Source organism: Enterococcus sp. DIV0806c, assembly GCF_051710905.1.
Lineage (GTDB): Bacteria > Bacillota > Bacilli > Lactobacillales > Enterococcaceae > Enterococcus_B > Enterococcus_B mundtii.
In genome coordinates this window covers 201,651-227,373 of sequence record NZ_JBIOLO010000002.1, presented here as the reverse complement: position 1 = coordinate 227,373, position 25,723 = coordinate 201,651, and the positions used below count along the sequence as shown (strand labels likewise).

Here is a 25,723-nt window from a genome sequence, read left to right as displayed (position 1 = left end):
GCCGATAAATGAACAAGTGAAGACCTAAAGGTCTATTTAAACACGCAAACGGACCGATTGGAGACTCTCATTGCACAACTCACACAAGATAATTTTTGGCAAGCCTGGCCAGAGATCTTAGGGATCGATGCGAAGCTAGGAATTGTCTCGGAATTGCTTGTCTTTGATGATTTTTCGGATGAGGCTATCATTCGAATGGTTGAAACGGATTATCGCACCTATTTCAAAGAACTATGCGGGTATGATCTCAGTATGGAACCGAAACATTCCATAATTTTCAATGTTCAATGATTAATCAACGGGTGGATCGACCAAATTGTTACGAAAAAGATTTTGTAGAGTGTTCAAAAAAGTCCAACAGAGTTTATCCAAATTTTACATCGATAAATAAACCCATTATTCGTATTGTTTTTATACCGCACTATTTCGCACGGATGTTCCAGGTACTCCAATTACAAAGGAGACTAGAAAAAAATAATGAAGCTTAAGATATAAGAAATTTTATAAACCAGAAAAAATTCTCAATAATGTTACAAGTAGGGATTGGTCTAAGTGTCTTTGGGCATGTCCGATTGATTCAAACTCATACTGTTTTATGAACACTTTTCGTCGTAAGACCGGCACACTCTTCTCTACATGACCTTTTTCATGACCGCTGAAGGGATTAGTCACCACCGGTTCAAAACCATAATAAAGAGCCATTTTCACTAACTCGTCATTGAGTTCCTTCTCGTGTCGACCGACAAAGCGTTTCACTATATTTCGCATATTGTCATAAACTACCGTGGAATAAACGCCTTGAAGTTGTTCAAAGAAACAAATATGGGCATCTAAAAAAACCTGTTGATTGGCAGATTCATAGAGCTTTCCCCAACGATAACCAGAGAATGGACAAGAGAATACTGCGAGTGTCAATGTTCTCTTTTGTTGGTTGATCAGACATTTTACTTCGCCAAAATCAAACTCAGTTCGATACCTCAACGGATAAAGTTGCTTGATATAAGCTTCCTTTTTCGCTTGAAGCTTTTCTCGAATATACGGCGTAATGTACTTTGACCGATATCAAAACCTTCTAATACCAACATTTCGTGAATAGCCACAGTTGTCAATCGTTGTTTATGAGGCCCCAGTTGTTTCGCTTTTAATTGATCAAATGCGAATATTTCTTCGACCCGTCGGTCGATTTCAGGCGTATATTTTCTTGGCTGGCGATTAGTTGTTTGGTAAGTCGGTGGAGCTGTTAGTTGCTCCTTTTTTATCGGATTGGGAGGATCTTGTTCCAATACTCTTTGTGTTGCTTGATATTGTCGCCAATATCGACCAACAGTTTTTCGATTGAGGCCCAATTCTTTCGCAACAGAACGTTGAGAACGGTCACTTTCTAACAGACGAATGACTGTTAATTTATCCATAAAAGTTATCACTCCAAGACCTCCAATAAGTAAATTGATTCTTTACTTATTGTGAGTTAGTAGTGGTCCCTTTTTCAGCCATCGTTACTACGAAGAGTGGCCCCTTTTTAAACTAGCATAAACAATTTGTTTTACTTCTTGTTACAAGTATTTAACCAGCAGTCGGATGTGGCTACTAGTAAGCTGACAAGAATGGGGAAAATAAAACCAAATAATTAATAGGGAAGTAGGGTTGATGGAGTGACTAAAGAAAAAAAGTGAGCAATCATTATTTTTTTGTAAAGTGTACGCTTTACAATACTACGCAATAGTGCTATACTTATAATATGAAAGGTGTGAGAAAAATGGCCCAAATTAACTTTAGAATTGATGATGAATTAAAAGAAGAATCTAAAGAAATCTTTGACTCTCTTGGAATTGATTTGACAACAGGTATTAAAATATTTTTAACTAAAGTTGTTCGTGAAAAAGGAATTCCATTTGAAATGACTGTACGAAAAGATAATCTTGCTCAAGCATTAGAAGAAATGAAAAATGAAGATTATAAGTCATTTGATAGTGTAGCTGAATTAATGAAGGACTTAAACGATGAAGATTAAGCGTACTCCCACTTTTAAAAGAAATTACAAGGCCCTAAAGAAAAAGCATTATGACATGCAAAAACTAGAAATTGTCTTAGAATTACTTGTCCAACAACGAACAGACATACTTTATCAAAAGTATAGAGACCATGCGTTAAAAGGAAATAAACAAGGACTTAGAGAACTGCATATTGAAAAAGATTGGCTTCTTGTATACGAAATAAAAAACGATATTTTAGAATTATGGTTATTAGCTACTGGAAAGCATGATGATGTTCTTTGAAGTCTCATAAACGATAAATCGTATGACTTAAAAATAAGCAATAAATGAAAACGAGGAATCCTTTTATCTAAGGGTTTCTCTTTTCTCATAATCCGTCTCAATTAGAACTTTATTCTTTAAGATCAGGCATTAAACAAACAGGAATATCAAAAAAATGTTAGTATGAATGAGCAATATAAAAATATTAATTGAGTAGGTGTATGAGTCAAAAACTTAATAGTTTTTGATCCTTTATTTATTCCTTATTTTATAGCTATTTTAGTGGCTCAATTAATTAGGTCAGAAAGTTACTCTTTTTTAGGGATAGCAGGATTTACTCTGAATAGGCAAAAACATAATTGTCTCAATAATAATATAATTGTAATGGTAGAACATGAAAATACATCGAAGTTATCAATGAGACGCAAACTGATTCTGTCACATTCGTCAAAATCGCTCCATCCTTAGAGGCTCTAAGAGAAAATCACTTTTCTTTTAGCGCCTTTTTTCTATAGCTTGTTTAAATGTGACTTATTATCTGTTATAATCATATTAAGTAACATTTGAGAGGTGGCTAAAAATGAAGAGCGTGGAACCGATTCGCGACAAAAAAAAGATCGATGCCATGAAGGCAATTTTGGCTTCCGGAAAATATGGGCAACGAAATTTGGTGCTTTTTTCGATCGGGATCAATACGGCGTATCGAATCTCCGATTTGAGACAGTTGAAATTAAGTGACGTGTTAGAAATTTCCCGTGGGCGGGTGATTGTCAAAGAACGTCTGGCCATGAAGGAACAAAAAACGGCTAAATACAATTCGGTCTTCATTTCGAACAAATTACGAAAGGTGATTCTCGATTATGTTCAATCAGAATTTCCTGAGCAGCTGCAAGTACATGACTTCAGCAATTATTTGTTTCCAAGTCGAAAAGGAGCAGACACGCCTTTGACCCGACAAAGTCTTTGGCGGATCATTCATGAAGCCGGGACGGCGGTTGGCTTGAAAGAAATTGGTCCCCATTCGATGCGTAAGACCTTCGGCTATTTTTTATACAAGCAAGGGACCAAAACAGAGATCATTCAGTCGCTGCTCAACCATTCTTCGCAACGGGAGACCTTACGCTATATCGGGATCACCCAGGAAGATAAAGATACTGCCGTAAAGAGTTTGGATCTATGACAGAATAATGTCCTAAATAATAGAAGGAAAAATTCAAGAGGTGAGAAAATGAACGAAGAAAAGCGGCCTAAATTTCCCAATAAATACCACTTATCTCGCAAAGAGTCGGTGTATTTATTGAAGAAGAACATTGTAGAACTGGTGTATAATGCGGGGAAATTTGAAGGGTTAAACACAACATTGTTACAAACAGAAGAGATTATTAAGTATAATCGGGCCAATAACGTGGCGGTAGATGATGTCCTGACCGTCGTTAACTTAAAAAGAGGCTTTGAAATGCTTTTAAACGACGTACAGGAGCCCCTAATAGAGACAAGTAAGCGGATTAATCGGGTAGTTGCAGCTGAAGATGCTCTTTTTCCTGGTGAAATACGAACTGGTGGGGTAGAAGTATCGACTATTCAAGGAAGATATGTTCCACCAATGTTAACTGAAGATGAAGTAAGAGATCAATATGATAAATTAATGGATCAAAATATATCAAAAACGGAAAAAGCTTTGCGCCTGTTCTTATTTATTTCCAAACATCAGATATTCTGGGATGGTAACAAGAGAACTGCTTTAATTACAGCAAATTTAATTTTGTTTAAGCAGGGTGCTGGTCTACTATCAATTCCAGAAGCAAAGTTTACAAGGTTTAATGAATTGCTTTCCGCTTATTACAATAGTGAAAATGATATAGATGTAGAAAAGATACTAGATTTTATGTATTCCAATTGTATTTTTGGAATTACTTTTCAATAAATTTTTAAGGAGTGATTTCTTTGACTAGTTTTGCAAGAAAGCCTACGGTATTTATTAGTTCAACCTGTTATGATTTATAACAAATAAGAAGTGACCTTAAGAATGTGATAGAAAATGATTTAGGATTTGAAGTGCTATTGTCCGAATATTCCTCGTTTCCCATAGACCCTTCATTAGGAACCGTGGACAATTGCCTGAGGGTTGTACAAGAAAGGGCCGATATATTCATTTTAATTATAGGTAATAGATATGGATACCAAACTGGCAGTGGAAAATCGGTAACTAACTTAGAGTACCTTAGAGCAAAAGAAAAGGGAATTCCTATTTATGCTTTTATTGATAAGAAAGTCATCCAGGGGGTCCCATTATGGAAAGATAATCCTGATGGGAATTTTAACTCTCTTGTAGATAACTCAGAGTTGTTCAGGTTTGTTGAACAAGTGATGTATGAAGATAGCACTTGGAGTTATGAATATGAGCTTACTGAACAAATTTCAGAGAGACTAAAGTTCCAATTTGCGTATCTTTTTTATGATTCGTTATCTTTAAGAAAACAAATAATATCCAAAAATTTCTCCAAAAAAATCATGATGCGCAGACCCAAAGCAATACAAATTATTTTAGAAAAACCAAATGCATGGGAGTATCTTTTTTTTATACAAATTCTATTAGATTATTTGGAATCAGGGGATGAGCTAAAAAAAGATCTTGAATATGAAGTATTTCTTGAGTTTCCAAGTCCAATTAATGAAGAGAGGCAGATATTTGAATGGATAAGTGAAAAAAACAACCAGATTATGAGACTTGCAAATTCCTTTTCTAATTTATTGAATCATGCTTTTGCTAAAGCTATTGGGGACTCTGGAATTCCATCAGATTTAGATTTTCTAGTTTATATAGCAGAAAAATGGGGCTCAATTTATTGTTCTATACTAAAATGGGAGCTAGATTTGATGTCCATCAATGTTCCAGAAAGCACAGAAAAAATAGTAAATTCATTGCGAAAGATTAGTCAATCATTAATTGCGGACATTGATGTTTTCAAGACTCATCTAGTTGAAAGCCGCGAGCAGATAATTAATCATATACCAACTGAACAACGGTTAGTCATTAATATAGAAATGACGTTGAATGCCCCTGATTTTACAGAATTCACAAGAGAACTAAATATTTTGAAGCTTCGCCTCGGAAATGAATAAACTTGTATAGGTTTAGAATATGCTCATTCTAATTTTATTATCTCATTATGCGGTAAATGGAACGTACGTACGAAATAGTGCGGTAGTAAATTAATACGAACATTTTCTTTATTAATCCCTGTAAATTTTAAGTACACTCTAAAATTACAATGAAAAAGATGAACCTATTTAAACCTATCATGTATTTTCGTTTCTATGTTTCTCAACTGTTGATCCTAGAAATAAAAAAGTAGCTTTAGTATCTTTTCTAATACTATTTGAGCTATTCAAAAAAATTTATTTTATCAATGTAGATAGTGGAACAAGTATGTTTTGGATAGAGTTCTGATAGTCAATTCATATATTTTCTTCTGGTTATTCTTATGTTGTTTTAACCCCTTATGATATAATTATAGTTAAATATCATAAAATCAGTAATAATTATTAATATTGTTATTTTAATTAAAATTGTAAGGAGTTAATGATGAAAAAATTTTTTTTGTTTTTAGGTACTGTTATTAGTGTGGTTCTATTGTCGGGTTGTGGGCAAGGGAATATCGAGATGATAGACTTTGTTGATGTTAATTTTAAGGGGTTAGATACCAGAGGAACTGCTAGTTATTTGGTTGATCATGAACGACTTCGTAATTATTTGGTTGAGAATGATAAGGAGTTAACCTTTGAAAGTAACAACGTCTATTATGATGATAAACAACTTGAAGAAATGTTAGGTATAAATTTAGATAAAAATTCAGAGTTATCAAATGGAGATAGTGTTAAATTAACACTTGAAGTTGATTCTTCAAAAGTTAAAAATTTAGTCGGTGGGGATAAAGAAATAGTTGTTAAAGGTCTTGATGAACCGAAGAAGTTAACAACAGGAGATGTTGAAAAGCATTTAGTTGTTAACTTTAACGGTGTTAGTGGGCTTGGGGCTGCAACAATTGATAATACTCTTCCGGACGATTTACGTTATGTTCAATTTACTTTAGTTGATGATGGGAAATTTAAGAATGGAGATCTAGCAAAAATTGATATATCAGAAGATTTAGAGAATCGTTTGGCAGATAGGGGTTATCTTTTAGATGATACTTTTGATCCCAGTTTTGAAGTTAAAGGATTAGATGAAGTTGCCGAAAAAGCTACTGATATTGTTAATTTAGACGATATTAAACGTATGATCGATGAAGAAGTGAATAGATCATATAAAGATTGGAGCCCAGAAAAATCTTACGGATCTCGATTTGAGATAAAAGAGGAGGGCCTATTTTATCGGCAATTTGTTAGAGATAACAATGACTCACAGTTTAGTTTTAATTCTGCAACGAATAATGGAAATCTGATAAAGATTGTCAGCGTAAAGAGATATTACGGTGGAACTGAGAACAAGTTGAATTCTGAATTTACTGCTATAATTGGCTACTCAGACTTATTTCTTGATGAAGAAAATAAAGTTAACGTTGCTGACCTAATAACTATTAAAGATACTAAGGATTCAACTTATTCCGTGGAATCTGTTATCCAACTGTATGAGGGATACGGATATAAGCGAGTCGAAGAATAATTTTCTAATTTTGTCTGCCGAAAGAGTATCGGTAGACATTTTTTATTCTTATAGTAGGCCTCTTTGCGATCATGAGGCAATATAAAGGAATTTTAGTAATGTTTTAGTCTCATGTACATTATCTCACTATTTCGTTTCTATGTTACATGTCTCCCTATAATTGATATTTACGTTAAATTATGTTGAACTTAATTTAATGTAACGTAAGGGATGGAGCTGGATAATATGAAAACAGTAGCAAGAAAAATAGGAAATTCTGTGGAGGCGATTTTCCCAAAGGGCATATCGCCTTACGTTGATGTGCACCCCAAAAGTTAGACTAGAAATCTAATTAAAAGGGTGGATTTGTCAAGAAAAACTAGACACTTAGTTAAGAGAATAAGCGGATTTTTTTTCAAAGTCTCTAGGAGATTGGTAGCCAAGGGCAGAGTGTATGCGTTTTGTGTTATAGTAAGTTTCAATATATTTAAATATCTCCATTTGAGCCTGATCGATATCACTGAATTGAGCATCATTGATCAGCTCTCTTTTTAACGTTTTATAAAAAGATTCCATTAAGGCATTGTCATAGGGGTTTCCTTTTCGACTCATACTAGCGCGTGCTTCTTTTTTTCTTAACACCGATTGGAATTTCGTACCTGTGTATTGTGAGCCTTGGTCCGTGTGAATAATCAATCCTGGTCCAGGCTGCTCTTTTCCAAATGCTTGAAGAAAAGAATCCACAACTAATTGATCTTTCATTCTAGGTGACATAGACCATCCAACAATCTTTCTCGTACAGACATCAATAAATACAGATAAATAAAGTGTTCCTTCTTTCAGAGGGATGTAGGTAATGTCTCCTAACCAAATTTTATTTTTTTCTGTTGCCTTAAACGTTTGATTAATAAGATTGGGTCGTGAAAGAGAGGGCGATTTTCGATTATAATACTTGTATTTATAGGTACTGCCTTTAGCATAAAGACCAAGTTGATGGAGAAGCTTTCCTACACGTTTTCGATTAACAAGAATTCCTTTTTTATTTAATACTTTTGTTATTCGAATCGCTCCATATCTTCCATGATGTTCCTGAAAAATAGTAGCGATTTCTTCTTTCAAGAGTTCATTCTCTTTTTTTCTTTTGGATGGTTTTCTTTTAAGGAACTCATAAAAACCAGCTTTTGAAACGTTCAATGTCTGGCAAGCTCTCCGGATATTCAACTCATTTTTGTGTTCTTTTAAGTACTGAAATCTTACTTCTTGTTTGGCTTCAAGAAGACCTGGAACTTTTTTAATAAGTCTAATTCCTCTCTTAGGTAACGATTTTCTTGTTCGAGTTTCTTTATTTCGTAATGGGCATCAAAAAGTGCGCTCCCTTTTCCAGGAAACGCACTTTCTCCATATTTTTCAACTTCTTGAACCCATCGATACAAGCTATTAGCGTGAACTTCTAGCTGTAGGCTAACTTCTTTAACAGAAAATCCTTCTTCAGTTACCAGTTTTACAGCGGCGATTTTAAATGCTTTATCAAATGAACGTCTTGGCATAATCTAGATCCTCTCTTTCTCTTAATTTATTGTCTAGTTTATTATACCAAGTCCAAGGGGTGCTTTTTTTTGCGGAAATATGCATTTGATTTTAAGAAAAAAGTAGTTTCAGATTATTTAATTAACGAAGGCGGCTACAAATATCTTGCACATAAATATCAAATAAATCGTACACTGGTTAGACATTGGGTAAGAATTTATAACTATCATAGTTGGAAAGGCTTGGTTGGAGGTGGCAAAAGCTACACTGCAAAATTTAAAATTGATGTTATAGAATATATGGAAACAATGGAAACAAATGGTCTTTCTATCCAAGAAACCGCTAAAAAATTTAATGTCGGTTCAAATAGAACTCTAAGTAAATGGATAGAGCAATATGAAGAAGGCGGTGCTTCTTCACTTGAGAGCCAAAAAAGGGGCAGAAAAATTAGTATGAATTCCAAGCTAAATATTCCTAAAAAACTTAAAGAAGAGTCTCTTGAAGAAGAAGTTATTCGTTTAAGAGCAGAGAACGCATATTTAAAAAAGTTAGAAACCTTGATTCAAGAACAAGATTTTAGCAAGAAAAAATCAAGGTTAAAACAATCCTTCAGCTCAAAAAAGAATTTAAATTGAATCTATTACTTTCAATTGCACAATTAGCGAAGTCAACTTATTATTACTGGGTAAAAAAATTGGATAAGCCAGATAAATATAGCAAAATTAAGCAAGAAATTACAACGATGGTAAAAGGATCTAGAAACTCTTATGGTTATCGTAGAGTCACTTTAACATTAAAGATGAAAGGATATACAATCAATCATAAAACTGTTAGAAAATTAATATCCCAAATGGGACTTACCTGTCAAATCCGAATAAAGCGATATAAATCTTATAAAGGAACAGTAGGAAAAATTGCCAAGAATGTGTTAAAACGAAATTTTTCAGTAGATACACCCAATAAAAAATGGGTGACAGACGTCACTAAATTCAAGATAAAAGGAAGAAAAATGTATCTATCTCCTATACTTGATTTATTTAACGGAGAAATAATTAGTTATAGTATATCAACTAGTCCAACATATAAACTGATTGAAGAAATGCTTCAACAAGCAAAAAAAAAGGAAACAGAGGGTTCGCTGATTCTACATTCAGATCAAGGATGGCAGTATCAGATGTCACAATATCAAAAAAAATTAAAAGAGAATAACATTATTCAAAGCATGTCTAGAAAAGGAAATTGCTTAGATAATTCTGTAATAAAAAATTTTTTGGGTCTGCTTAAATCAGATTTTTTTTATCGAGAAAAATTCCGATCAATTGAGACATTTCAAAGTAAATTAAATGAGTATATTAGATGGTATAATAACAAAAGGATAAAACCAAAGTTAAATGGACTATCTCCAGTAGAATACCGGAAACAGTCCATTAAATAGTTCAACTTTTGGGGTTCAGTTCACGTAGGGGGGCATTTACTATTTTGAAAGTAGGAGAAGCTTATATTCTAAAACCTAAAAAAGAAGATATTTTCAAAAATGGAAAGTCATGGGAAGAACTCAGAGAGTCTATTATTGATGAAAAAACCCAATGGGATAGTATGAGGAGTGAAGGAGAGGAATACTAGATGTATTATCCAAAACAAAAGGATATTGTCTGGCCTGATTTTGATCCTTCTAAATGAAAAGAATAAGAAAGCGTCGACCTGCATTAATAGTTAGTAAAGATGAGTTTAACAAACGTACAGGCTTTTGCTTGCTTTGTCCCATTACTTCTACAAAGAGGAAATTTGCAACTTATATTGGAAGAAAAGACCCACAAAAATAGAAGGTGAATTAGTTACACACCAATTACGATCAATTGACTACACGATAAGAAATGTCAAAACAATTGAACAAGGGAAATCTTGACGTGGATTGAAGTGATATGGATGTTTATTTAGCAGGAGAGAGAACCAGTGAACTACTCACTACTTAGTTAAACCTAACGGTTATTAACACTTGAAGTGGGCGCTTCTTTGGAACAAAGCATACTTGTAAGCTTATTTCTTTACTACCAGCGGTTTCTCTTGTTTACCAAGCTATCTCCGTAGTTCCTACGGTTATTGATTGTAGCTAAGCTAATTTTTTTAGCCTTAGAGATTCGGTCAAAATATTGATGCTTGCGTTTATATCTCGGTCATGACAAACAGAACAAGTCCATTCTCGGATTTCGAGAGTTTTCTTACCATCTTTATGACCGCATTCTGAACAGATTGAGCTGGAAGGAAACCATTTATCAATTTTGATCATTTCACGACCATACCAGTCAGCTTTGTACTGTAGTTTCGTCACAAAGCTAGACCAAGACACATCAGAAATACTTTTTGCTAATTTATGGTTACGCAACATTCCTTAGGTGTTCAAGTTTTCCATACAGATAATATCGTGATTTTTGATCATTTCTGTACTCAACTTATGCAGAGAGCCATTCCGTTGATTCATTACTTTTTCATGTTGACGCGCAATTTTTCATTTTTGTTTTTGATAGTTCTTTGCTTCAAAGAGATTGACGCCTTTCTTTTTAGCTAGTAATGCCCCTCTTGACAACTTACGTTGGCACGTTTTAATTTATTTGCCATTTTTGATGTGAATTTATTATTATCAATCTTTTGACCGTTAGAAAGAATGGCAAAATCAGTGATACGCAAGTCAATTCTAATCGCAGAATTAGTTTTTGGTACCTCACTAATTTCTTCTTTACACAACAAAAAAATGTAGTATTTGTCACTTGAGTGTCGTGATATTGTAGCCGATTTTATCATTCCTTTCGGGTGTCTATGGCATTTGATTCTGACTAATGATTTCAACTTCGGTACTTTGATGAATTTATTGTCTACTAGGCTTACCGTTCCGTTTTGATTGTTAGTAGTATAGCTTTGAACGGGATTTTTCTTGCTTTTGAAACGAGGGAATACGACGGATGTATCCCGAAAGAAATTTTTATAGGCTTTATCCAAATTGAGTTGTGTATTCGCTAGAGCAAGGCTGTCCACTTCCTTCAAAAACGGAAATTCTTTCTTATAACTTTACGGGTGTAGGGAAATTCATTTTTTTAGAAGAATCACTTTTAACTTCTTCATAAGATTTCATTCGGTCATCAAGCATTAGATTGTAGACATTACGGACCCAGCCAAAAGATTTAGCAAAGAATATTTCTTGTTCTTCTGTGGGATAAATTCTAAACTTGTATGCTTTTAGTCGTTCCATAAGATTCACCTACTCTCTACTCATGGTTATGCTCTTGATTCTGAATATACTTTTTTATGACATCAGTTGGTGCGCTACCCGTTGTCAAAAGACAGAAGTTTTTAGACCAAAACATTTCTTTCCAAAGATATTACTTTACTCTAGGATAGTCACGTTTGATCAAACGTGAACTAGCGCTTTTATAAGCGTTGATGAATTTTGTCAGCTCTGTTTTAGGCTGAGCTTTGAACATAATATGAATATGGTCTTTCTCATGATTCTACTCAATTATAGTGATGTGATAGGACTCTGACATTCATTCAAAAGTTGTTTTAGCAAATTCAGATATTTCAGCATCAATCACTTGTCTACGGTATTTTGTTACCAGTACAAGATGATAATACAGAACCCACTACGGATAGATAAATTTTTGATGAGGAAGAAACCATATACAAGAAAAACCAGTAGGCTGTACTTTCTGGGATGTCCATTATATAGGATGAAGAACGGCTGTATTGATCAATTAATTGTGCTTGCGGTTAACTGATTCAAATTAATATCTGAACGAAACAATATTATTGTACAAATTGTGGTAATTGTTATCAATTCATTGATCAAGATTTCCAATTACTAAACGAAAAAACTATATAGGTTTACCATAGTCAGACGGTTGTCTGTCTATTTTCTGTTTAGAGAAGGTCTTAGCCATAAATGTGTATATAATGTTTATGCGATATGTCAAAAGAGGAGGAGAACATGCTTGATTACTCAAAAGAGCCAGTCAATGTTTACTTTCTAATCAACATGAAAAGCTTTTATAAAAAAAGGTTATTGCAATTAATTATACAATATAAATGTTATCTTTACAAAAATGGTTTGAAATTATATTTAAATAAATCCACTGTTAGATTAGTTAACAGTGATAAATATACAGATTGGTCTATATTAATAATTGTTTTATTAAAATTGTATGAAAAGACACAGGATATCATTTGGCGAAATTTATTAGGTTTGATATGCTTAATTTATAGTTATTTTGAACCTCTCATGACTAAAGTCACGAGATTCTTGGGAATAGAGCATACTTGCAAGCGTATTTCTTTACTCACAGCGGTTTCTCTTATTTACCAAGCTATCCCCATAGTTCCTACGGTTTTTGATGATTGGATCTAAGCTAATCCCATGGAATGTAATCTTAGACCTTCGGTCAGAATATTGATACTAGCATTGATATCTCGGTCATGATGAACATGACAAACAGGACAAGTCCATTCTCGAATTTCTAGAGATTTCTTGCCGTCTTTGTGTCCACAATTTGAACAAATTTGGCTAGATGGAAACCATTTATCTACTTTGATGATTTTCCGACCATACCAGTTAGCTTTGTATTGTAACTTAGTCACAAAACTAGACCATGAAACATCCGAAATGCTTTTTGCTAGTTTATGATTACGCAACATACCTTTTGTATTTAAGTCTTCTATACAGATAATATCGTGGTTTTTGATAATCTCCGTACTCAACTTGTTTAAAAAGTCATTGCGTTGATTCATTACTTTTTCATGTAGTCGTGCTACTTTTCGTTTTTGTTTTTGATAATTTTTAGCTTCAAAGAGATTGACGCCTTTCTTTTTAGCTAGTAATGCACGTTTTGACAACTTACGTTGTTCACGTTTGAGTTTTTTTGCCATTTTTGACGTGAATTTATTGTTATCAATCTTTTGACCATCAGAAAGGATTGCAAAATCAGTTATACCAAGGTCAATTCCAATAGCGGAATTAGATTTAGGAAACTCAACTATTTCTTCTTCACACAGGATGGAAACAAAAAATTTACCACTCGAATTTTTTCGAATCGTAGCATTTAAGATTCGCCCTTTGGGCTCTTGACTTTTCGCAAATTTAACAAGTCCTAACTTAGGTAGTTTTACGAAATTATTTCTAATTTCGATACTATTATTCACATTTTTAGTTGTATAACTTTGTATAGGATGTTTTTTACTTTTAAATTGTGGTCGTTTATTTTGCTTTTTAAAGAAGCGAGAAAAAGCATCAGAAAGATTTTTCAATGAGGATTGAATCGCAATACTGTCAACTTCTTTTAACCAAATTGTCTCTGCATTTCTTTTCATTTGTGGAAGCATGGCAGAACAAGAATTATAAGATAATCCTTTTCCAGTAGTCGTATATTCATGATTCCACAAATTCAAAAAATAATTATAGACAAATCTTGAACAACCAATAGTTTTAGTCATTAATATTTCTTGTTCTTGATTAGGATAGATTCTAAATTTATAAGCCCTATGTTGTAGCATACGGATTCACCTCATTTCTTTTTCTGATTTTGTATATATTTTCTAATTTGTTCTTCTGTATTTTCGCTAACAGTAGCTACAAAGTAGCTTGGATTCCAAAGATGTCCACCCCAAAGGAGTTGTTTAAGTTCAGGATGTTTTTTAAACAGCAGTCTAGCGGATGCGCCTTTAAATGCTTTAACAATACTAGGAATATAGTGTTGTGGGGTGCATTCAATGAGTAAATGAATATGTTCTTTATCTGATTCTATTTCTATAATTTTTATATTATTATCAGCAGCAATTTGTTTCAAAAACTGTTTGACATCAATATCTACCTGACCATACAAAACATCATGTCGATATTTTACACACCAAACAAGATGATATTGAATAGAATAGACATAACCACGTCCATAATGAATTTCTGACATACAAAAACACCTCGCAATTATTTTAATATATGTATTTCTACAAAATCAATTATTGCAAGACATTTCACTATTATTTAGTTTATATTTGTCAGTTGTTTAACCTAGCTAAAGCTAGGTCACAACTGAAGCCGATTCATCCCATGATTAAAATCACGGGTGTTCTTGGCTAATCCATAAAAAAAGTAAATCCTAGCTTAATAGTTGCCAGGGAGTTCTTTTAAATCCAAATTCCTGGTTTAAGTTTTTCCTTTTTAAAGTCTCAAAGAATACTTTACTCTTAAAAATATTTATCCTTAAGCGTCCTTTTCGTGAGGGACGTGCTCCCTGGTAACTACTAAGCTAGGATTCATTCGTGTTCTAACGGATAGTAATAATACTGTTGATTTTTATCTTGTGCTAGTCCAAACGCTGTTCCAATCATTAGATCAGATGGACTATCTGCTAAACCGATTAATTCAAATTGTTTTTTTTCTATGTTTTTTACTGATATCGGGAAATAAATTTCTTCGTCACCTATCGAAAGAATAGCCTGATTGATGTCTTCAAAATAAACAAAGGTAATTATTGCTTCTCCTAAGTCGACTACTTCTTTGTTGGTTCCTTGTTGTAGTTGCTCAAAAGCAGAAGATTCAGGTGTAAATGAGGATTCTATTGTATTTCGGTAGTTATTTCTTCTATTACGAGATTGGTAAATCAAAATAGAACTTAAACAAATAAAGATAATGGGTAGAACTAGGAATAATTTTGATTTCATTTGCTTTTCTCGATTTTTTTACTTTTTAATTGCTGTGCGTATTCTTCAATGTCACTCTTTAAATAAAGTCTAACTACCGACGGCCCTGAATCTCCAAACTCAAAAAAAGGTTTTATCTTTCCTGTTTTGATCGTCTGTGAGAATCCAGCATAAGACTGTCCTGTGATTTTAGCAGCTTGTTGTCTGGTGAGTAGATTTTTTTCACCCCATTGTTGAATTTCAGTTAATTTCATTCTATAGACCTCCTAAATATTAGATACTAAAAAAAGTATACCAAAGTAAATATAAATATCAAATGAATGCTTGACTTAGCATTCTAAAAAAGGGATTCTTATTTTAAGGAAAAATAGAAGAAGGAACCTAAATGGAAATGTTAAAAGTGTTAACAATCTAACAGTTGGAGGAATGGCATTAGCCATTCATACGGGAAATGCAGAGGCCACAAAATGGACATCATGTTCGATCGAACAAAGTAAAGCAGATATTGTGAAAACTGAAGGTAAAGAATACACAATCGTCACTGGTGATACTTTAACTTAACTTAGGCAAAGGTCACCCATCCTCTATCGATGGGTGAAGAAAGCCGATAGTTAAGGCTGATTGCCTTTTTTATTTTACTCCATGTTGTAATCAGTCTATATAAGAAGTAAGCTGATATACTAATGGAATTAGATACTAATAATCATTCAATATTTCTTCTGTATTATCATCTTGTACTGGTAACAAAATACCGTAGACAAGTGATTGATGCTGAAATATCTGAATTTGCTAAAACAACTTTTGAATGAATGTCAGAGTCCTATCACATCACTATAATTGAGTAGAATCATGAGAAAGACCATATTCATATTATGTTCAAAGCTCAGCCTAAAACAGAGCTGACAAAATTCATCAACGCTTATAAAAGCGCTAGTTCACGTTTGATCAAACGTGACTATCCTAGAGTAAAGCAATATCTTTGGAAAGAAATGTTTTGGTCTAAAAACTTCTGTCTTTTGACAACGGGTAGCGCACCAACTGATGTCATAAATTTGTAACTTCCATTAGTGAATGAATAAACAGTTAGGAGGATACTATTAGTTAAAAGTTGAACCCTGTATTATTTTAAGAGGGGGTGAAAAACTAAAAACAGTTGCTTAGTATAGTTGATCAGTTGATTGGAAAGAATAGTAATTATAAAATCTTTTTAAAGGAGAGAAGAGTTATGCAGAATAGAAAGTCTAGAAAGTGGAACCTTTTGTTGATCCTATTTTTTATTAACTTTATCAGTTTAAGTCCTATTGTACGAGCAGAAGAAACCGATTTCCATACAAGAGCAATACTACCTAATAATGATAGAACCCAAATAACAGATACTTCAGTAGAACCTTATCAGTCAGTATGTTTTATTTATGTGAATAATGCTACTCAAGGATCTGGTGTCGTAGTAGGGAAAAATGCTATCCTGACTAACAGACACGTTGCATCTGTCGTAAATAATGGAGACCCAGCTAATATAAAAGTAAATGCAGCTCGAGTTTCTAATACGGAGTATAGAGGAACATTCTATGGAGAAGAAATAAAATATAGCCCAGATGGACAAGACTTAGCTATCGTTTATTTAAAACCTAATACAGAGGGACAGAATATCGGTGACGTTGTAACTCCAGCTAAATATGTAAATAATCCAATTACTACAGTTGGAACACCTATCAGAGTTATTGGTTATCCAGGAGATAAACCATGGGCTACCATGTGGGAGAGCAAAGGCGTATCTACGACTGAAACAACGAATCGAATTTATTACAATGCTAGTACCTTTGGCGGGAATTCAGGATCACCAGTGTTCAATAATCAAAATGAAGTAATCGGAATTCATTTTGGTGCTGTTAGTGGTGAAAATGTGGCTGTTCGCTTTAAACCAAGTATTTATGAATTCATTAGAGAAAATGTTGAATCTTAAAAAATAAATGTGATAAAAATATTTATTTACAAGATATTTTTTAAAGAGCCTATTGATTTTTAATTTCCAGAGCGTACAGAAAATGACCCAATGTTTATAAAATTAGTATACCACCCAGTTGTATGGTATACTGAATATAGTGGTATACTTTGAAACGTATTAAGAGTGCTATGCTTCCTTTTATACTCTCCTTTTGCTTATCAAACATTTATTGCAACAAAGCGCATACGTAGTGATGCACAAGGAGGAAATAGTATGAATAATGGTACAGTAAAATGGTTTAATGCAGAAAAAGGTTTTGGTTTTATCACAGGAGAGAATGGACAAGATGTCTTTGCTCATTTTTCTGCGATTCAAGCAGACGGCTACAAGTCTCTTGATGAAGGACAAGCAGTCACCTTTGATACAGAAGAAGGTCAACGTGGCATGCAAGCCGTTAACATCTACACAGCATAAATGATTTGTTCGACCGTCTCACCTGTTTGAGACGGTTTTTTTAATACTTAAAAAGGGGAGATTATTATGAGTTTTGGAAAATGGAAACCAATAGAATCATCTATCGAAGGCTTGGCTTTTAAAGAAAATCAACAGGTGTCATTTAAACATAACAAGAAACAAGTCGTCGGAACCATCGTAACTCTGCTAAATAATTCGGCAGTTGTCACTTTAAGCATGGACAAAGTAACCGCTACTTCAGAAAAAACGGTGATCAATTATAAAAATTTAGTAGCCATCTGAATCAAGTGCTACTCGTTGAAAAAGGAGCGCTTAAATCTATCAAAGCAAATTCAGCTTATGTAGATTAAATAACCTAAATGTGTAGGCTCTTACTTTGATAAGAGCTTCAGACTGTAGAAAAAAAGGAGTTGGTAAGTAAGCCACTCCTTTTTGTTTTCCATTATTTTTTTGTTCTATAATATCTACTGTTATTTGCATGTAAAATAAAGGCACTTTTTACAAGGAATCTTTCGGCAGGCGGATCGAAAAGCTGATTGTTTCATTACGGCTTTCTGCCCAGATCTTGCCACCTAATGCTTCAACGATTTCTTTGGCGATAGGCAGACCAAGTCCTGTTCCGCCGGTGGTACTTGCTCGCGAAGAAGCCATTCGATAAAAAGGTTCAAAAATTAAGCCTATTTTTTCATCAGGAATCGTTCTTCCATGATTGGTTAAATGAATTAGAATATCATCAGACTCGGTGATTGCTAAGCTCATCGGAGAATCAGGATAACTGTAATCTATGGCATTACGGATCAAGTTATCAAAGACTCGTTCCATTTTCTCTGTATCAACTGTGGCAAAAACTTTCTTCTGAAGCTGTAGCTGCCAATAAAGTTTTTTTTCTTCTAGCAGTGGTAAAAATTCAAACGTCAACTTTTCCAGCATCAAGCTAAGATCTGTGGTTTCGGTCTGTAATGCGATAGTTGTAAGATTAAAACGGGTAATCTCGAAAAACTCGCTGATCAGTAATTCTAGCCGTTGGGCTTTTTGTAGAGCAATTTTTGTATAGCGTGCTCGTAATTCTATTGTAAGCTGCGGTTCTTCTTCTAAAAGTGTCAAATACCCAATCACACTGGTTAAAGGGGTTCGTAAATCATGCGCTAGATAAATGATTAAATCATTTTTCCGCTGTTCAGCTTCCTTGGCTGCTCGTTGATCGTGCAGATTTTTTTCTCGCAACTGGTTCATTTCTTCTTGCACTTCGATCATATTGCTAGAGAGAATGATGCGCTTCGTTGGTTCTTCAATTAGTTGATTAGTTGCTCGAATGGTTTCGTTCAAGTAACTGATTGCTTTGCTCATGTAGTAAATCGTTGTACTGATCCAAATAAGCAAGGTACCAATGGCTATGCAGAATAACCAATAGTCAGTAAAGAACCGTAATATTTGATAAAGGGGATCATAACTATACCAAATACGTAATCCAGCTAAAAAACGCATTGTTAAGGAGAAAATTATCAATGCTGCCATTAAGATTCCGGTGGTAATAAAGTATTGGGTCAAAAGTTTGCGTATCAAGGGACTTCTATTTTTCAATGATATAGCCGACCCCCCATATGGTTTTAATTAATTTCGGTTTGCCGGGTTGTTCGCTTAGCTTTTCCCGCAAACGGGCAATATGTGCCTTAACCGTGTTATTGTTGTCTAAATACTTTTCTTTCCACACCGCTTCAAAAAGGGTTTCCGAGGCAACGACCGATCCTTGATGTTCAAATAAGTAAAGCAAGATGTTAAATTCGATGGGGGTCAAGAAAATCTCTTTGCGATAAAGAAAACATTGGTGACTGTTGATTTTCAATAGTAAGCCTTCTTTTTCGTATTCTACAATCTTCTGCGAAGTGTTAGACTGATTGTACCGATGGTATCGTCGCAGCTGTGTTTTGACCCGAGCAACGACTTCTAAAGGATTGAAGGGTTTAGTCACATAATCATCTGCACCTAGGCTTAGTCCGGTGATTTTATCTAAGTCTTCTCCTTTGGCAGTTAGCATCAGTACTGGAAAAAAGTGGGTTTTGCGAATTTGCTGCAACAACTGAAAGCCGTCGATATCCGGCAGCATCACATCTAAAACGGCCACATCGACCGTTTCTTTTTCAAGATAAGCCAAAGCGCTAGTTCCATCATAAAAAGGTTCCACTTGGAAGCCTTCATTTCTTAGAAACGTCGTGACTAACTCTGCAATTTCCTTTTCATCATCAACAACGATTATTCTTTCTGCCATCCTTGATCCACTCCAATTATCTAATGTCATTTTTTCAGTTACACTACCATTTCCTCTACACACATCATACCGTAATCGATAAACGAATCCATTCGTTTTCTATTTTTAAATAGACGTGATGCGAGAACCTAGTCGACTGATCAATTCATTTGTGATGGTTTGTGCTTGATCAGCCGTATTCGTCCAATCGATGATCACTTCTAATTGAGCTTTCGATTGCTAGTTCCAGATAATCCCTTAAATCGATCATAAGCATATCCATACAAACCAACCCAACCTGTGGTAGTAAAGTATCTTGATAAGAAAGTTGAAATCCTTGATTGATAAGGCGCGGGGGACACCGTCACAGTAGCCAATACTGACGATACCGATCGTGGTTGGTCGGTCAAAAACAGTGACTAGTCCATAGCCGATTGCTTCCCCAGCTCCGACTGTTTTTTTTGCCACTAGTAAAGCTTTGAGGGTCAGAATCGGCTTTAAGCTTATCTTCTGTTTTGTTGGTTCATTCGGGACACTCAACGAACCAGGTAAGAGAATACCCGGGCGCACATAATCATAGTGTTTATTTGGATAATTCAATATGCCGTCGCTGCTATGGAGATGGGTCAAACCATAGGCGATATAAACCAGCCAATAGATCATCAAAACAAGTGATCTGGGCTTGAGTTCGCAAGATACTTGCCGTATCTAGCTGATCCGAAGAACCTAAATGGGAAAAAATACCTGTGATCTTGAGGGATGGCAAGGTATAGAGCCAAATAATTGTTTCAAGATCAGGGGAAACACCTAAACGATACATGCCGGTATCTACCGCTAAATGACACTTGATTGGAATGCCAGTTTGGGCTAACGCCTGTTCATATGCCTCACTGACGATGGTTTGAATCAAGGAATAATGATTTAGCTCTTTGGCTCGTTTGGTAGAAGTGTACCCTAAAATAAGTAAGCGCTTTCGAATCCATTGTACCTTAATTCGATGTCTTCTTCAATGGTAGCAACTTCAAAGAAATCGACACCATCTCTTTCCAGGGTACGAGCGACCAACTTCGCATCGCAACCATAGGCATCCACTTTAACGACCGCCATAACTTTTGTTGTGGATGGAATCACTCGTTTGATTTCCTGCAAGTTGTGCAATAGGACGGGGACTGAATATTCTTTGGCTGCTTCAGGCTGCAAGTAAACCTCTTTGTCAATAAAAGCAGCAAGGACTAAATGGGGCGGTTCTTGGTTTTTTTCTAACGTAAATTCTTTGCTGACCAACTGTAGATAGGGATTCATTTGACTTCCTCCTCCGCTAAGACAAACAGTTTTTGTAGAAGTTCTTGATAAGATAAGCCAATCGCCCCATCATGGCAGGGTAGCGGGAGTGGCTGGTAAAACCCGGCATAGTATTGATTTCATTTAAGTATATTTCTCCTTGGTCCGTGACAAAAAAGTCGATGCGAGCAAGTCCTTTAAGGCCTAAGCTGCGATAGAGCAGTGTGGCTTGCTCTTTGATGTTTGTTTCAATCATTTCAGACAATGGGGCAGTAACAGTGATTTTGGCGCTGATCATCTGGTACTTTTCTTCAAAATCGAAAAAGCCGTCTTCTACTAATGAAATGGTATCACAAGCGCCTAAGGTTAAATGGTCATTGCCTAAAATACCGCAACCGATCTCGACGCCAGCTATATTTTTTTGTAAGAGCACTGCTGAACAATAAGTAAAGGCTTCCTTCAGGGCAGGATCAACTTTTTGTGCACAGGTTACCTTTGTGATCCCTTTCGAGGAGCCAGCTTCGTTTGGCTTAAAGAAAACCGGAAAGCCATGAATTTGGATAAAGGCTTCGATTTGTTCTTGCTGGTTTTCTTGATTTGTTAAGAGAATCGTTGCGGCACTTTGGACGCCAATCGCTGTAGCAGCTTGATGGAGCAACCACTTATTCATACATAATGCGGAAGCTGTAACACCGCATCCCACGTACGGAAGTTTCATCAATTCAAACAATCCTTGGATACAGCCATCTTCTCCATATTTGCCATGCATGATGGGGAAGATGAGATTAGGAATCAAGGTTTGCTGTTCTTCACTTAGCAAAAAGCCGTTTCCTTCAAAAAGTGGCAAGACTTTTTGTTGATTTTTGGTATCCGTCAACCATTTATCTTGACGGATATTTTTAGGTCTCCAGTATATAAGTACCAATCCATTGTATCTGGGGCAATCCCAATTATTGAAAGCTCATATTCATCCGTTGATGGTTGGAGTGCTTCAGTAACACTAGCTGCTGAGGCTAAGGAAACGGAGTACTCGGGGGAATTGCCTCCAAAAATTATTGCAATTTTTTTCATTTTTTTCTTCCTTTCGTTGCTTTCTGAAATAAATGTACCAAGGAAAGAAAATGAAATTTACGGGCTTACTGGCATATTGCTCTTCTTTTTGTGATGAAATTCTGATAAATTAATGACAAAAGCAAATATGAGAATTGTAGTTCTTTATAAGCAAGAAAGAAAACAGCAATTTAGGCAGAAAGAGCACTGTTAATTAAGGAAGAAAGCTTTTGATAAATACTTCGAAAGAAGAAATAGATGAAATGAGTATATGGAATCAAGAGGTCTTTGATGCGACTTTTCCAATAATTCTGCACCTAAGAACCAAATGGAAAGTGAAGTGAGACCCAATAGTTAGACCGAGTACCGACTAGAGAAATTGGAATTGTCAAGAAAAACTGGACACTTAGTTAAGAGAATAAGTGGAATTTTTTTCAAAGTCTTTAGGAGATTGATAGCCCAGGGCAGAGTGTATGTGTTTTGTGTTATAGTAAGTTTCAATATATTTAAACTGTTTCGCTAAAAGAGAATAGTTTGCTTTTGTTTTATTTATGATATGTAATAACACTCCTTCATAGATATCTTTTCTCACAGATTATCCTCCTAATAATTTATGAAAAAGCGTATCGGAGTTTTGAGTGAAACCTACATTTTACCTTGACCATTTACAATCTTCTCTAAATAGTTATTGAGTGAAGAATTAATAGGGGATAAACTGCACCTTTAGACAGAAAAGAAGCCCTTATACCAAAATATTCTTTTGTGTTTTAAACAAGACGCTAAAAAGGAAAAAACAATTTTTTCGCTACCCTATGAAAAAATTGTTTTTTTTAAAAGATATAAAATGTTATTGTTGTTAATGTAAGAGATGTCCAAATAGGATTATTCTTACATAAATATTCTCAAAAACCTTCGTTTTTAAGAATGAGTATTTGTTATTTATCATTTAAAATAGAAAGCCTAATCTAATAACTTTTTCAAGACATCTGATGCTATCAGATGTCTTTTTTTGTTATCTCCTTAAAAACGAAGATTTTTGAGACAGATTCACTTGTGAGAAAGATAATAGGGGGAGGGATATGAAACTCAAAAAAAGTTACATACTAAGTATAGGTATGTTACTGACTCAAGTTTATGCGCCACTAGTGGTTTATGGGGCAGAAGTACGTTTGGTCGAAAACGAAGGGACAATTGGTTTTACTGGTGTATATGAAAGACATGGAACACCAGATCCTGCACCCGAAGGAGCGATCAAACCAGATTTACCCAAAGAAATTATCCAACAACCATCAGAGGTCAGGCGTGAAACGTACAGAAAATTACCGAAAACAAATGAAGAACGGGTGAACAGTTGGACCATGTTTGGCCTCTTACTTGTCATAATGACACTTGGCTTTTGGTTTTGGGTATACAAAAAAATACAAATAAAGAAAGTAGGATTTAAATAGATGAAACTAGTTAGAGTAGCAACCATTGCAGCATTAACATCCACCATTTTTGCCGGTGGCATCACAGCTTTCGCAGACGATACATCCGAAAACACATCAAAAGAAGTACGTAATGTAACAACTGATGGAACGATTGAATTCACAGCCAATGAAGATGAAGAACTAGTCGTTGATCCACCAGAAAAAGAACCGGAAGTTGAAATTAATCCTGAAGTACCAGGAACAACAGGGCCTTTATCAATCGTGAAAGCTGTCACAATGAATTTCGGTTCACAAGTCATCTCTAATCAAAACCAAACCTACAATATGATCGCAGAAAAACAACAAAAAAAGGGAACTACAGGTGAAGAAAACAAAGTTCCTTATGTCAGTTTTGCGCAAGTACAAGATGTCCGCGGAACGAATGCGGGTTGGGATCTGCAAGTACGTATGACAGATTTTAAAGCAACGAAAGAAACAGTAAATGACACATTACTCGGTGCGGAGATTTCATTATTGAATCCAAGAATTCAGTATGAAGGAAGCACACCTGGGAATGCGCCAGTAGCTCATATGGATGGATTGAAATTGATGCCAAATGCGTCTGCCGTGTCAGTGATGACCGCAGAAAAAGACAAAGGTGCGGGTGCATCTTCGATTGTTTGGGGGAACCAAGCAGACCTAGGTGCACAAGAGGCGAACGATGAAGTTGAAGTAGTAACAAACAATGCAATCCAATTGTTTGTTCCGGGTTCTACAGCAAAAGATGCGACACAATACAAATCAACACTGACTTGGGAATTATCCAATACACCTGGTAGTAACGGTGCAGACGAAGAATAACCAGAAGGAAATGTCGAAGCATAATCCAGATTCGAAATTGGGGAAAGCAAACTGTTTTAGATCATAGAAACGAATGGCGTAGCGTTACAATTTTGTAGCGCTACTTCCTTTAAAGAAAGGGGTAAGTTTATGAAAAAGACAATTACATATCGAAAAAATAAAATCCAACAAGTGGGGATCGTATTACTCGTTATGCTTGTCAGCCTGCTGGCTCCCATCTTGGTTGGAGCGGAAGAAGGAACGTTGAATTTTTATGTAACGCCCGAGTTCTCAGAAAATCAAAAGTCAGGAAATGATCGTTATTTTCAATTAAATCTTGTGCCAGATACGACAGAAAAGCTAACGTTGAAACTACAAAACGCAAACGCAGAAGCAAAGAAAATAAAAATTACGCCACATACTGCTTATACCAACGTGATGGGGGTCGTAGAATACGGACAAGATGCGGAAGAAGCAGATCCAACGCTCAAGCATTCGCTTGCTGAGTTGATTGAACAACCAGAAATCATTGAGCTTGCTGGAAATGAAACAAAGACCGTTACGCTTGACTTGAACATGCCTACAGAAGAATTTGAAGGATTATTAGCGGGTGGATTACGAGTGTCAGAAGTCAAAGAAGAAGCAACAGAAGAAACAAGTGATGAAGAAGGTGTCGCCATCCAAAATGAGTTTGCGTATATCATCGGTGTGGTTTTGAGCAACAACCAAGACGCCGTAAAACCTGATTTAGAGTTGTTGGATGTCTTTGCGGATCAACTGAATTACCGCAATGTGATCAGTGCGAATCTACAAAACTTCACCCCGACATTTGTGAATCGTTTAGAAGTCGAAGCTACGGTTCAAAAAGTGGGAGAAGAAGAAATTTTATACCAAGCCAGTCAAGAACAGATGCAAATGGCGCCAAACTCTAATTTCAATTTTCCGATTTCATTAGAGGGCGATCGCTTTCGTAGTGGCAAGTATCTATTGAAAATGACCGCACGTTCTGGGGAAGATGAATGGCAATGGGAAAGAGCCTTTACGATCGAATCAGATGAAGCACGAGCATTGAATCAACAAGATGTGACCATTGATACGAGCATCAATTTGTGGATCGTCGTAGCGGTTAGTCTTATTCTTTTGTTGTTATTAGTCATTGTTTGGTTACTTATTAAGAAGCGAACAGCTAAAAATGACGAGGAGGACAAGTAAGATGAACATAAAAAAGGCCATGGTAATTGCAAGTACTAGTCTTCTTTGCTTTCCTTCGCTCTTTTTCCCAGTGATTTCAACGAGTATTCCTGTATATGCCATCGAGAATACTGTGGAACTACCAAAAGAACTATAATTGCTTGATCCGTTGGTAAG

At 35.3% G+C, this 25,723-nt stretch carries 26 protein-coding genes and 9 pseudogenes; 20 read left to right on the top strand and 15 right to left on the bottom strand.

Translation table 11 applies throughout. The features are described from left to right. Nucleotides 1-30: 30 nt before the first annotated feature. Nucleotides 31-291 (top strand): annotated as a pseudogene (locus tag IGK77_RS15840) (DUF7006 family protein); the annotation flags it as partial. Nucleotides 292-501: 210 nt separating this feature from the next. On the opposite strand, the gene IGK77_RS15835 reads toward IGK77_RS15840, so the two are convergent. Both IGK77_RS15835 and IGK77_RS15830 read right to left on the bottom strand, forming a co-directional pair. Beyond that, nucleotides 502-981, bottom strand: coding sequence for a hypothetical protein (locus IGK77_RS15835; RefSeq protein ID WP_438713383.1), 480 nt, complete (start codon nt 979-981; stop codon nt 502-504). Then, complete coding sequence (locus tag IGK77_RS15830; protein WP_438713382.1) at nt 978-1,412, bottom strand: helix-turn-helix domain-containing protein; 435 nt, start codon at nt 1,410-1,412, stop codon at nt 978-980. The genes IGK77_RS15835 and IGK77_RS15830 overlap by 4 nt, the downstream gene beginning before the upstream one ends. A gap of 344 nt (nt 1,413-1,756) precedes the next feature. On the opposite strand from IGK77_RS15830, the gene IGK77_RS15825 reads away from it, so the two are divergent. The 6 genes from IGK77_RS15825 to IGK77_RS15800 all read left to right on the top strand — a co-directional run bounded on the left by IGK77_RS15825 (nt 1,757) and on the right by IGK77_RS15800 (nt 6,921). Then, a complete protein-coding gene (locus tag IGK77_RS15825; protein WP_002334330.1) occupies nt 1,757-2,011 on the top strand; it encodes a type II toxin-antitoxin system RelB/DinJ family antitoxin in 255 nt (84 codons plus the stop codon). Continuing rightward, on the top strand, nt 2,001-2,276 hold the full coding sequence (locus IGK77_RS15820) for a type II toxin-antitoxin system RelE/ParE family toxin (RefSeq protein WP_438713381.1): 276 nt from the start codon (nt 2,001-2,003) through the stop codon (nt 2,274-2,276). The genes IGK77_RS15825 and IGK77_RS15820 overlap by 11 nt, the downstream gene beginning before the upstream one ends. Before the next feature lie 559 nt (nt 2,277-2,835). Next, on the top strand, nt 2,836-3,435 hold the full coding sequence (locus IGK77_RS15815; protein WP_438713380.1) for a tyrosine-type recombinase/integrase: 600 nt from the start codon (nt 2,836-2,838) through the stop codon (nt 3,433-3,435). A gap of 48 nt (nt 3,436-3,483) precedes the next feature. Beyond that, entirely contained in the window at nt 3,484-4,179 is a 696-nt protein-coding gene (locus tag IGK77_RS15810; protein ID WP_438713379.1) for a Fic family protein, read from the top strand. 83 nt (nt 4,180-4,262) lie between these two features. Further along, the gene (locus tag IGK77_RS15805) at nt 4,263-5,378 is read left to right on the top strand and encodes a DUF4062 domain-containing protein (RefSeq protein WP_438713395.1); all 1,116 of its coding nucleotides are present in this window, start codon (nt 4,263-4,265) and stop codon (nt 5,376-5,378) included. A 463-nt stretch (nt 5,379-5,841) separates the two neighbouring features. Beyond that, complete coding sequence (locus IGK77_RS15800; RefSeq protein ID WP_438713378.1) at nt 5,842-6,921, top strand: LptM family lipoprotein; 1,080 nt, start codon at nt 5,842-5,844, stop codon at nt 6,919-6,921. Between the two features lie 366 nt (nt 6,922-7,287). Here the strand turns inward: IGK77_RS15800 and IGK77_RS15795 are convergent. Continuing rightward, nucleotides 7,288-8,447, bottom strand: a protein-coding gene (locus IGK77_RS15795) for an IS3 family transposase (protein ID WP_185953894.1) whose coding sequence is annotated in 2 segments (ribosomal slippage) — nt 7,288-8,201 and nt 8,201-8,447 — 1,161 coding nt in all. Because the reading frame shifts where the segments join, the coding sequence is not laid out codon by codon here. A gap of 69 nt (nt 8,448-8,516) precedes the next feature. Between IGK77_RS15795 and IGK77_RS15790 the strand changes: the two are divergent. The 3 genes and pseudogenes from IGK77_RS15790 (at nt 8,517) to IGK77_RS15780 (ending at nt 10,365) form a co-directional block, all read left to right on the top strand. Next, nucleotides 8,517-9,862: pseudogene (locus IGK77_RS15790) on the top strand (IS3 family transposase). Between the two features lie 44 nt (nt 9,863-9,906). After that, nucleotides 9,907-10,050 (top strand): hypothetical protein, encoded by a 144-nt coding sequence (locus tag IGK77_RS15785; RefSeq protein ID WP_438713377.1) that lies wholly within the window; start codon nt 9,907-9,909, stop codon nt 10,048-10,050. Next, nucleotides 10,051-10,365 (top strand): annotated as a pseudogene (locus tag IGK77_RS15780) (type II toxin-antitoxin system PemK/MazF family toxin). 172 nt (nt 10,366-10,537) lie between these two features. Here the strand turns inward: IGK77_RS15780 and tnpB (IGK77_RS15775) are convergent. After that, nucleotides 10,538-11,671, bottom strand: a pseudogene (tnpB, locus tag IGK77_RS15775) (IS200/IS605 family element RNA-guided endonuclease TnpB). Between the two features lie 16 nt (nt 11,672-11,687). Further along, a pseudogene (tnpA, locus tag IGK77_RS15770) lies at nt 11,688-12,056 on the bottom strand (IS200/IS605 family transposase). Nucleotides 12,057-12,406: 350 nt separating this feature from the next. On the opposite strand from tnpA (IGK77_RS15770), the gene IGK77_RS15765 reads away from it, so the two are divergent. Further along, nucleotides 12,407-12,823 carry a hypothetical protein gene (locus tag IGK77_RS15765; RefSeq protein ID WP_438713376.1) on the top strand — a complete coding sequence of 139 codons (417 nt, stop codon included), beginning with the start codon at nt 12,407-12,409 and terminating at the stop codon, nt 12,821-12,823. Here the strand turns inward: IGK77_RS15765 and tnpB (IGK77_RS15760) are convergent. From tnpB (IGK77_RS15760) to IGK77_RS15745, 4 genes are all read right to left on the bottom strand, one after another. Further along, nucleotides 12,820-13,965, bottom strand: coding sequence for an IS200/IS605 family element RNA-guided endonuclease TnpB (gene tnpB, locus IGK77_RS15760; RefSeq protein ID WP_438713375.1), 1,146 nt, complete (start codon nt 13,963-13,965; stop codon nt 12,820-12,822). The two genes, IGK77_RS15765 and tnpB (IGK77_RS15760), sit on opposite strands and share 4 nt — an antisense overlap. An 11-nt stretch (nt 13,966-13,976) precedes the next feature. Continuing rightward, nucleotides 13,977-14,378 carry an IS200/IS605 family transposase gene (gene tnpA / locus IGK77_RS15755; RefSeq protein ID WP_438713374.1) on the bottom strand — a complete coding sequence of 134 codons (402 nt, stop codon included), beginning with the start codon at nt 14,376-14,378 and terminating at the stop codon, nt 13,977-13,979. 346 nt (nt 14,379-14,724) lie between these two features. Beyond that, entirely contained in the window at nt 14,725-15,132 is a 408-nt protein-coding gene (locus IGK77_RS15750; protein WP_438713373.1) for a hypothetical protein, read from the bottom strand. After that, nucleotides 15,129-15,365 carry a hypothetical protein gene (locus tag IGK77_RS15745; RefSeq protein WP_438713372.1) on the bottom strand — a complete coding sequence of 79 codons (237 nt, stop codon included), beginning with the start codon at nt 15,363-15,365 and terminating at the stop codon, nt 15,129-15,131. The genes IGK77_RS15750 and IGK77_RS15745 overlap by 4 nt, the downstream gene beginning before the upstream one ends. Before the next feature lie 172 nt (nt 15,366-15,537). Here IGK77_RS15745 and IGK77_RS15740 point away from each other — a divergent pair, with 172 nt between their 5' ends. From IGK77_RS15740 to IGK77_RS15720, 5 genes and pseudogenes are all read left to right on the top strand, one after another. Next, nucleotides 15,538-15,672, top strand: coding sequence for a hypothetical protein (locus tag IGK77_RS15740; RefSeq protein ID WP_438713371.1), 135 nt, complete (start codon nt 15,538-15,540; stop codon nt 15,670-15,672). A 122-nt stretch (nt 15,673-15,794) separates the two neighbouring features. Further along, a pseudogene (tnpA, locus tag IGK77_RS15735) lies at nt 15,795-16,169 on the top strand (IS200/IS605 family transposase). A 167-nt stretch (nt 16,170-16,336) separates the two neighbouring features. After that, nucleotides 16,337-17,074: a trypsin-like serine peptidase gene (locus IGK77_RS15730; RefSeq protein WP_438713370.1), complete on the top strand. Its 738-nt coding sequence runs from the start codon at nt 16,337-16,339 to the stop codon at nt 17,072-17,074. Nucleotides 17,075-17,329: 255 nt separating this feature from the next. Next, entirely contained in the window at nt 17,330-17,530 is a 201-nt protein-coding gene (locus IGK77_RS15725) for a cold-shock protein (RefSeq protein WP_438713369.1), read from the top strand. A 66-nt stretch (nt 17,531-17,596) separates the two neighbouring features. After that, the gene (locus tag IGK77_RS15720; RefSeq protein WP_137073137.1) at nt 17,597-17,812 is read left to right on the top strand and encodes a DUF2187 family protein; all 216 of its coding nucleotides are present in this window, start codon (nt 17,597-17,599) and stop codon (nt 17,810-17,812) included. A 216-nt stretch (nt 17,813-18,028) separates the two neighbouring features. On the opposite strand, the gene vanS is transcribed toward IGK77_RS15720, so the two are convergent. The 6 genes and pseudogenes from vanS to IGK77_RS15690 form a co-directional block, all read right to left on the bottom strand. Further along, on the bottom strand, nt 18,029-19,111 hold the full coding sequence (vanS, locus tag IGK77_RS15715; RefSeq protein ID WP_438713368.1) for a vancomycin resistance histidine kinase VanS: 1,083 nt from the start codon (nt 19,109-19,111) through the stop codon (nt 18,029-18,031). Continuing rightward, complete coding sequence (gene vanR-C / locus IGK77_RS15710; RefSeq protein WP_438713367.1) at nt 19,101-19,796, bottom strand: vancomycin resistance response regulator transcription factor VanR-C; 696 nt, start codon at nt 19,794-19,796, stop codon at nt 19,101-19,103. Before vanR-C ends, vanS begins: the two co-directional genes overlap by 11 nt. 169 nt (nt 19,797-19,965) lie before the next feature. Next, nucleotides 19,966-20,438: pseudogene (locus IGK77_RS15705) on the bottom strand (alanine racemase C-terminal domain-containing protein). Beyond that, a pseudogene (locus IGK77_RS15700) lies at nt 20,389-20,882 on the bottom strand (alanine racemase). Before IGK77_RS15700 ends, IGK77_RS15705 begins: the two co-directional pseudogenes overlap by 50 nt. 191 nt (nt 20,883-21,073) lie before the next feature. Then, a pseudogene (gene vanC / locus IGK77_RS15695) lies at nt 21,074-22,127 on the bottom strand (D-alanine--D-serine ligase VanC). Between the two features lie 385 nt (nt 22,128-22,512). Then, nucleotides 22,513-22,698: a hypothetical protein gene (locus IGK77_RS15690; protein ID WP_438713396.1), complete on the bottom strand. Its 186-nt coding sequence runs from the start codon at nt 22,696-22,698 to the stop codon at nt 22,513-22,515. A gap of 487 nt (nt 22,699-23,185) precedes the next feature. Between IGK77_RS15690 and IGK77_RS15685 the strand changes: the two genes are divergently transcribed. The 4 genes from IGK77_RS15685 to IGK77_RS15670 all read left to right on the top strand — a co-directional run bounded on the left by IGK77_RS15685 (nt 23,186) and on the right by IGK77_RS15670 (nt 25,703). Further along, on the top strand, nt 23,186-23,554 hold the full coding sequence (locus tag IGK77_RS15685; protein ID WP_438713366.1) for an LPXTG cell wall anchor domain-containing protein: 369 nt from the start codon (nt 23,186-23,188) through the stop codon (nt 23,552-23,554). Further along, a complete protein-coding gene (locus IGK77_RS15680) occupies nt 23,555-24,376 on the top strand; it encodes a WxL domain-containing protein (RefSeq protein WP_438713365.1) in 822 nt (273 codons plus the stop codon). A 129-nt stretch (nt 24,377-24,505) separates the two neighbouring features. Then, complete coding sequence (locus tag IGK77_RS15675; RefSeq protein WP_438713364.1) at nt 24,506-25,567, top strand: DUF916 and DUF3324 domain-containing protein; 1,062 nt, start codon at nt 24,506-24,508, stop codon at nt 25,565-25,567. Nucleotide 25,568: 1 nt separating this feature from the next. After that, nucleotides 25,569-25,703 carry a hypothetical protein gene (locus IGK77_RS15670; protein WP_438713363.1) on the top strand — a complete coding sequence of 45 codons (135 nt, stop codon included), beginning with the start codon at nt 25,569-25,571 and terminating at the stop codon, nt 25,701-25,703. The last annotated feature ends 20 nt before the right edge of the window (nt 25,704-25,723 follow it).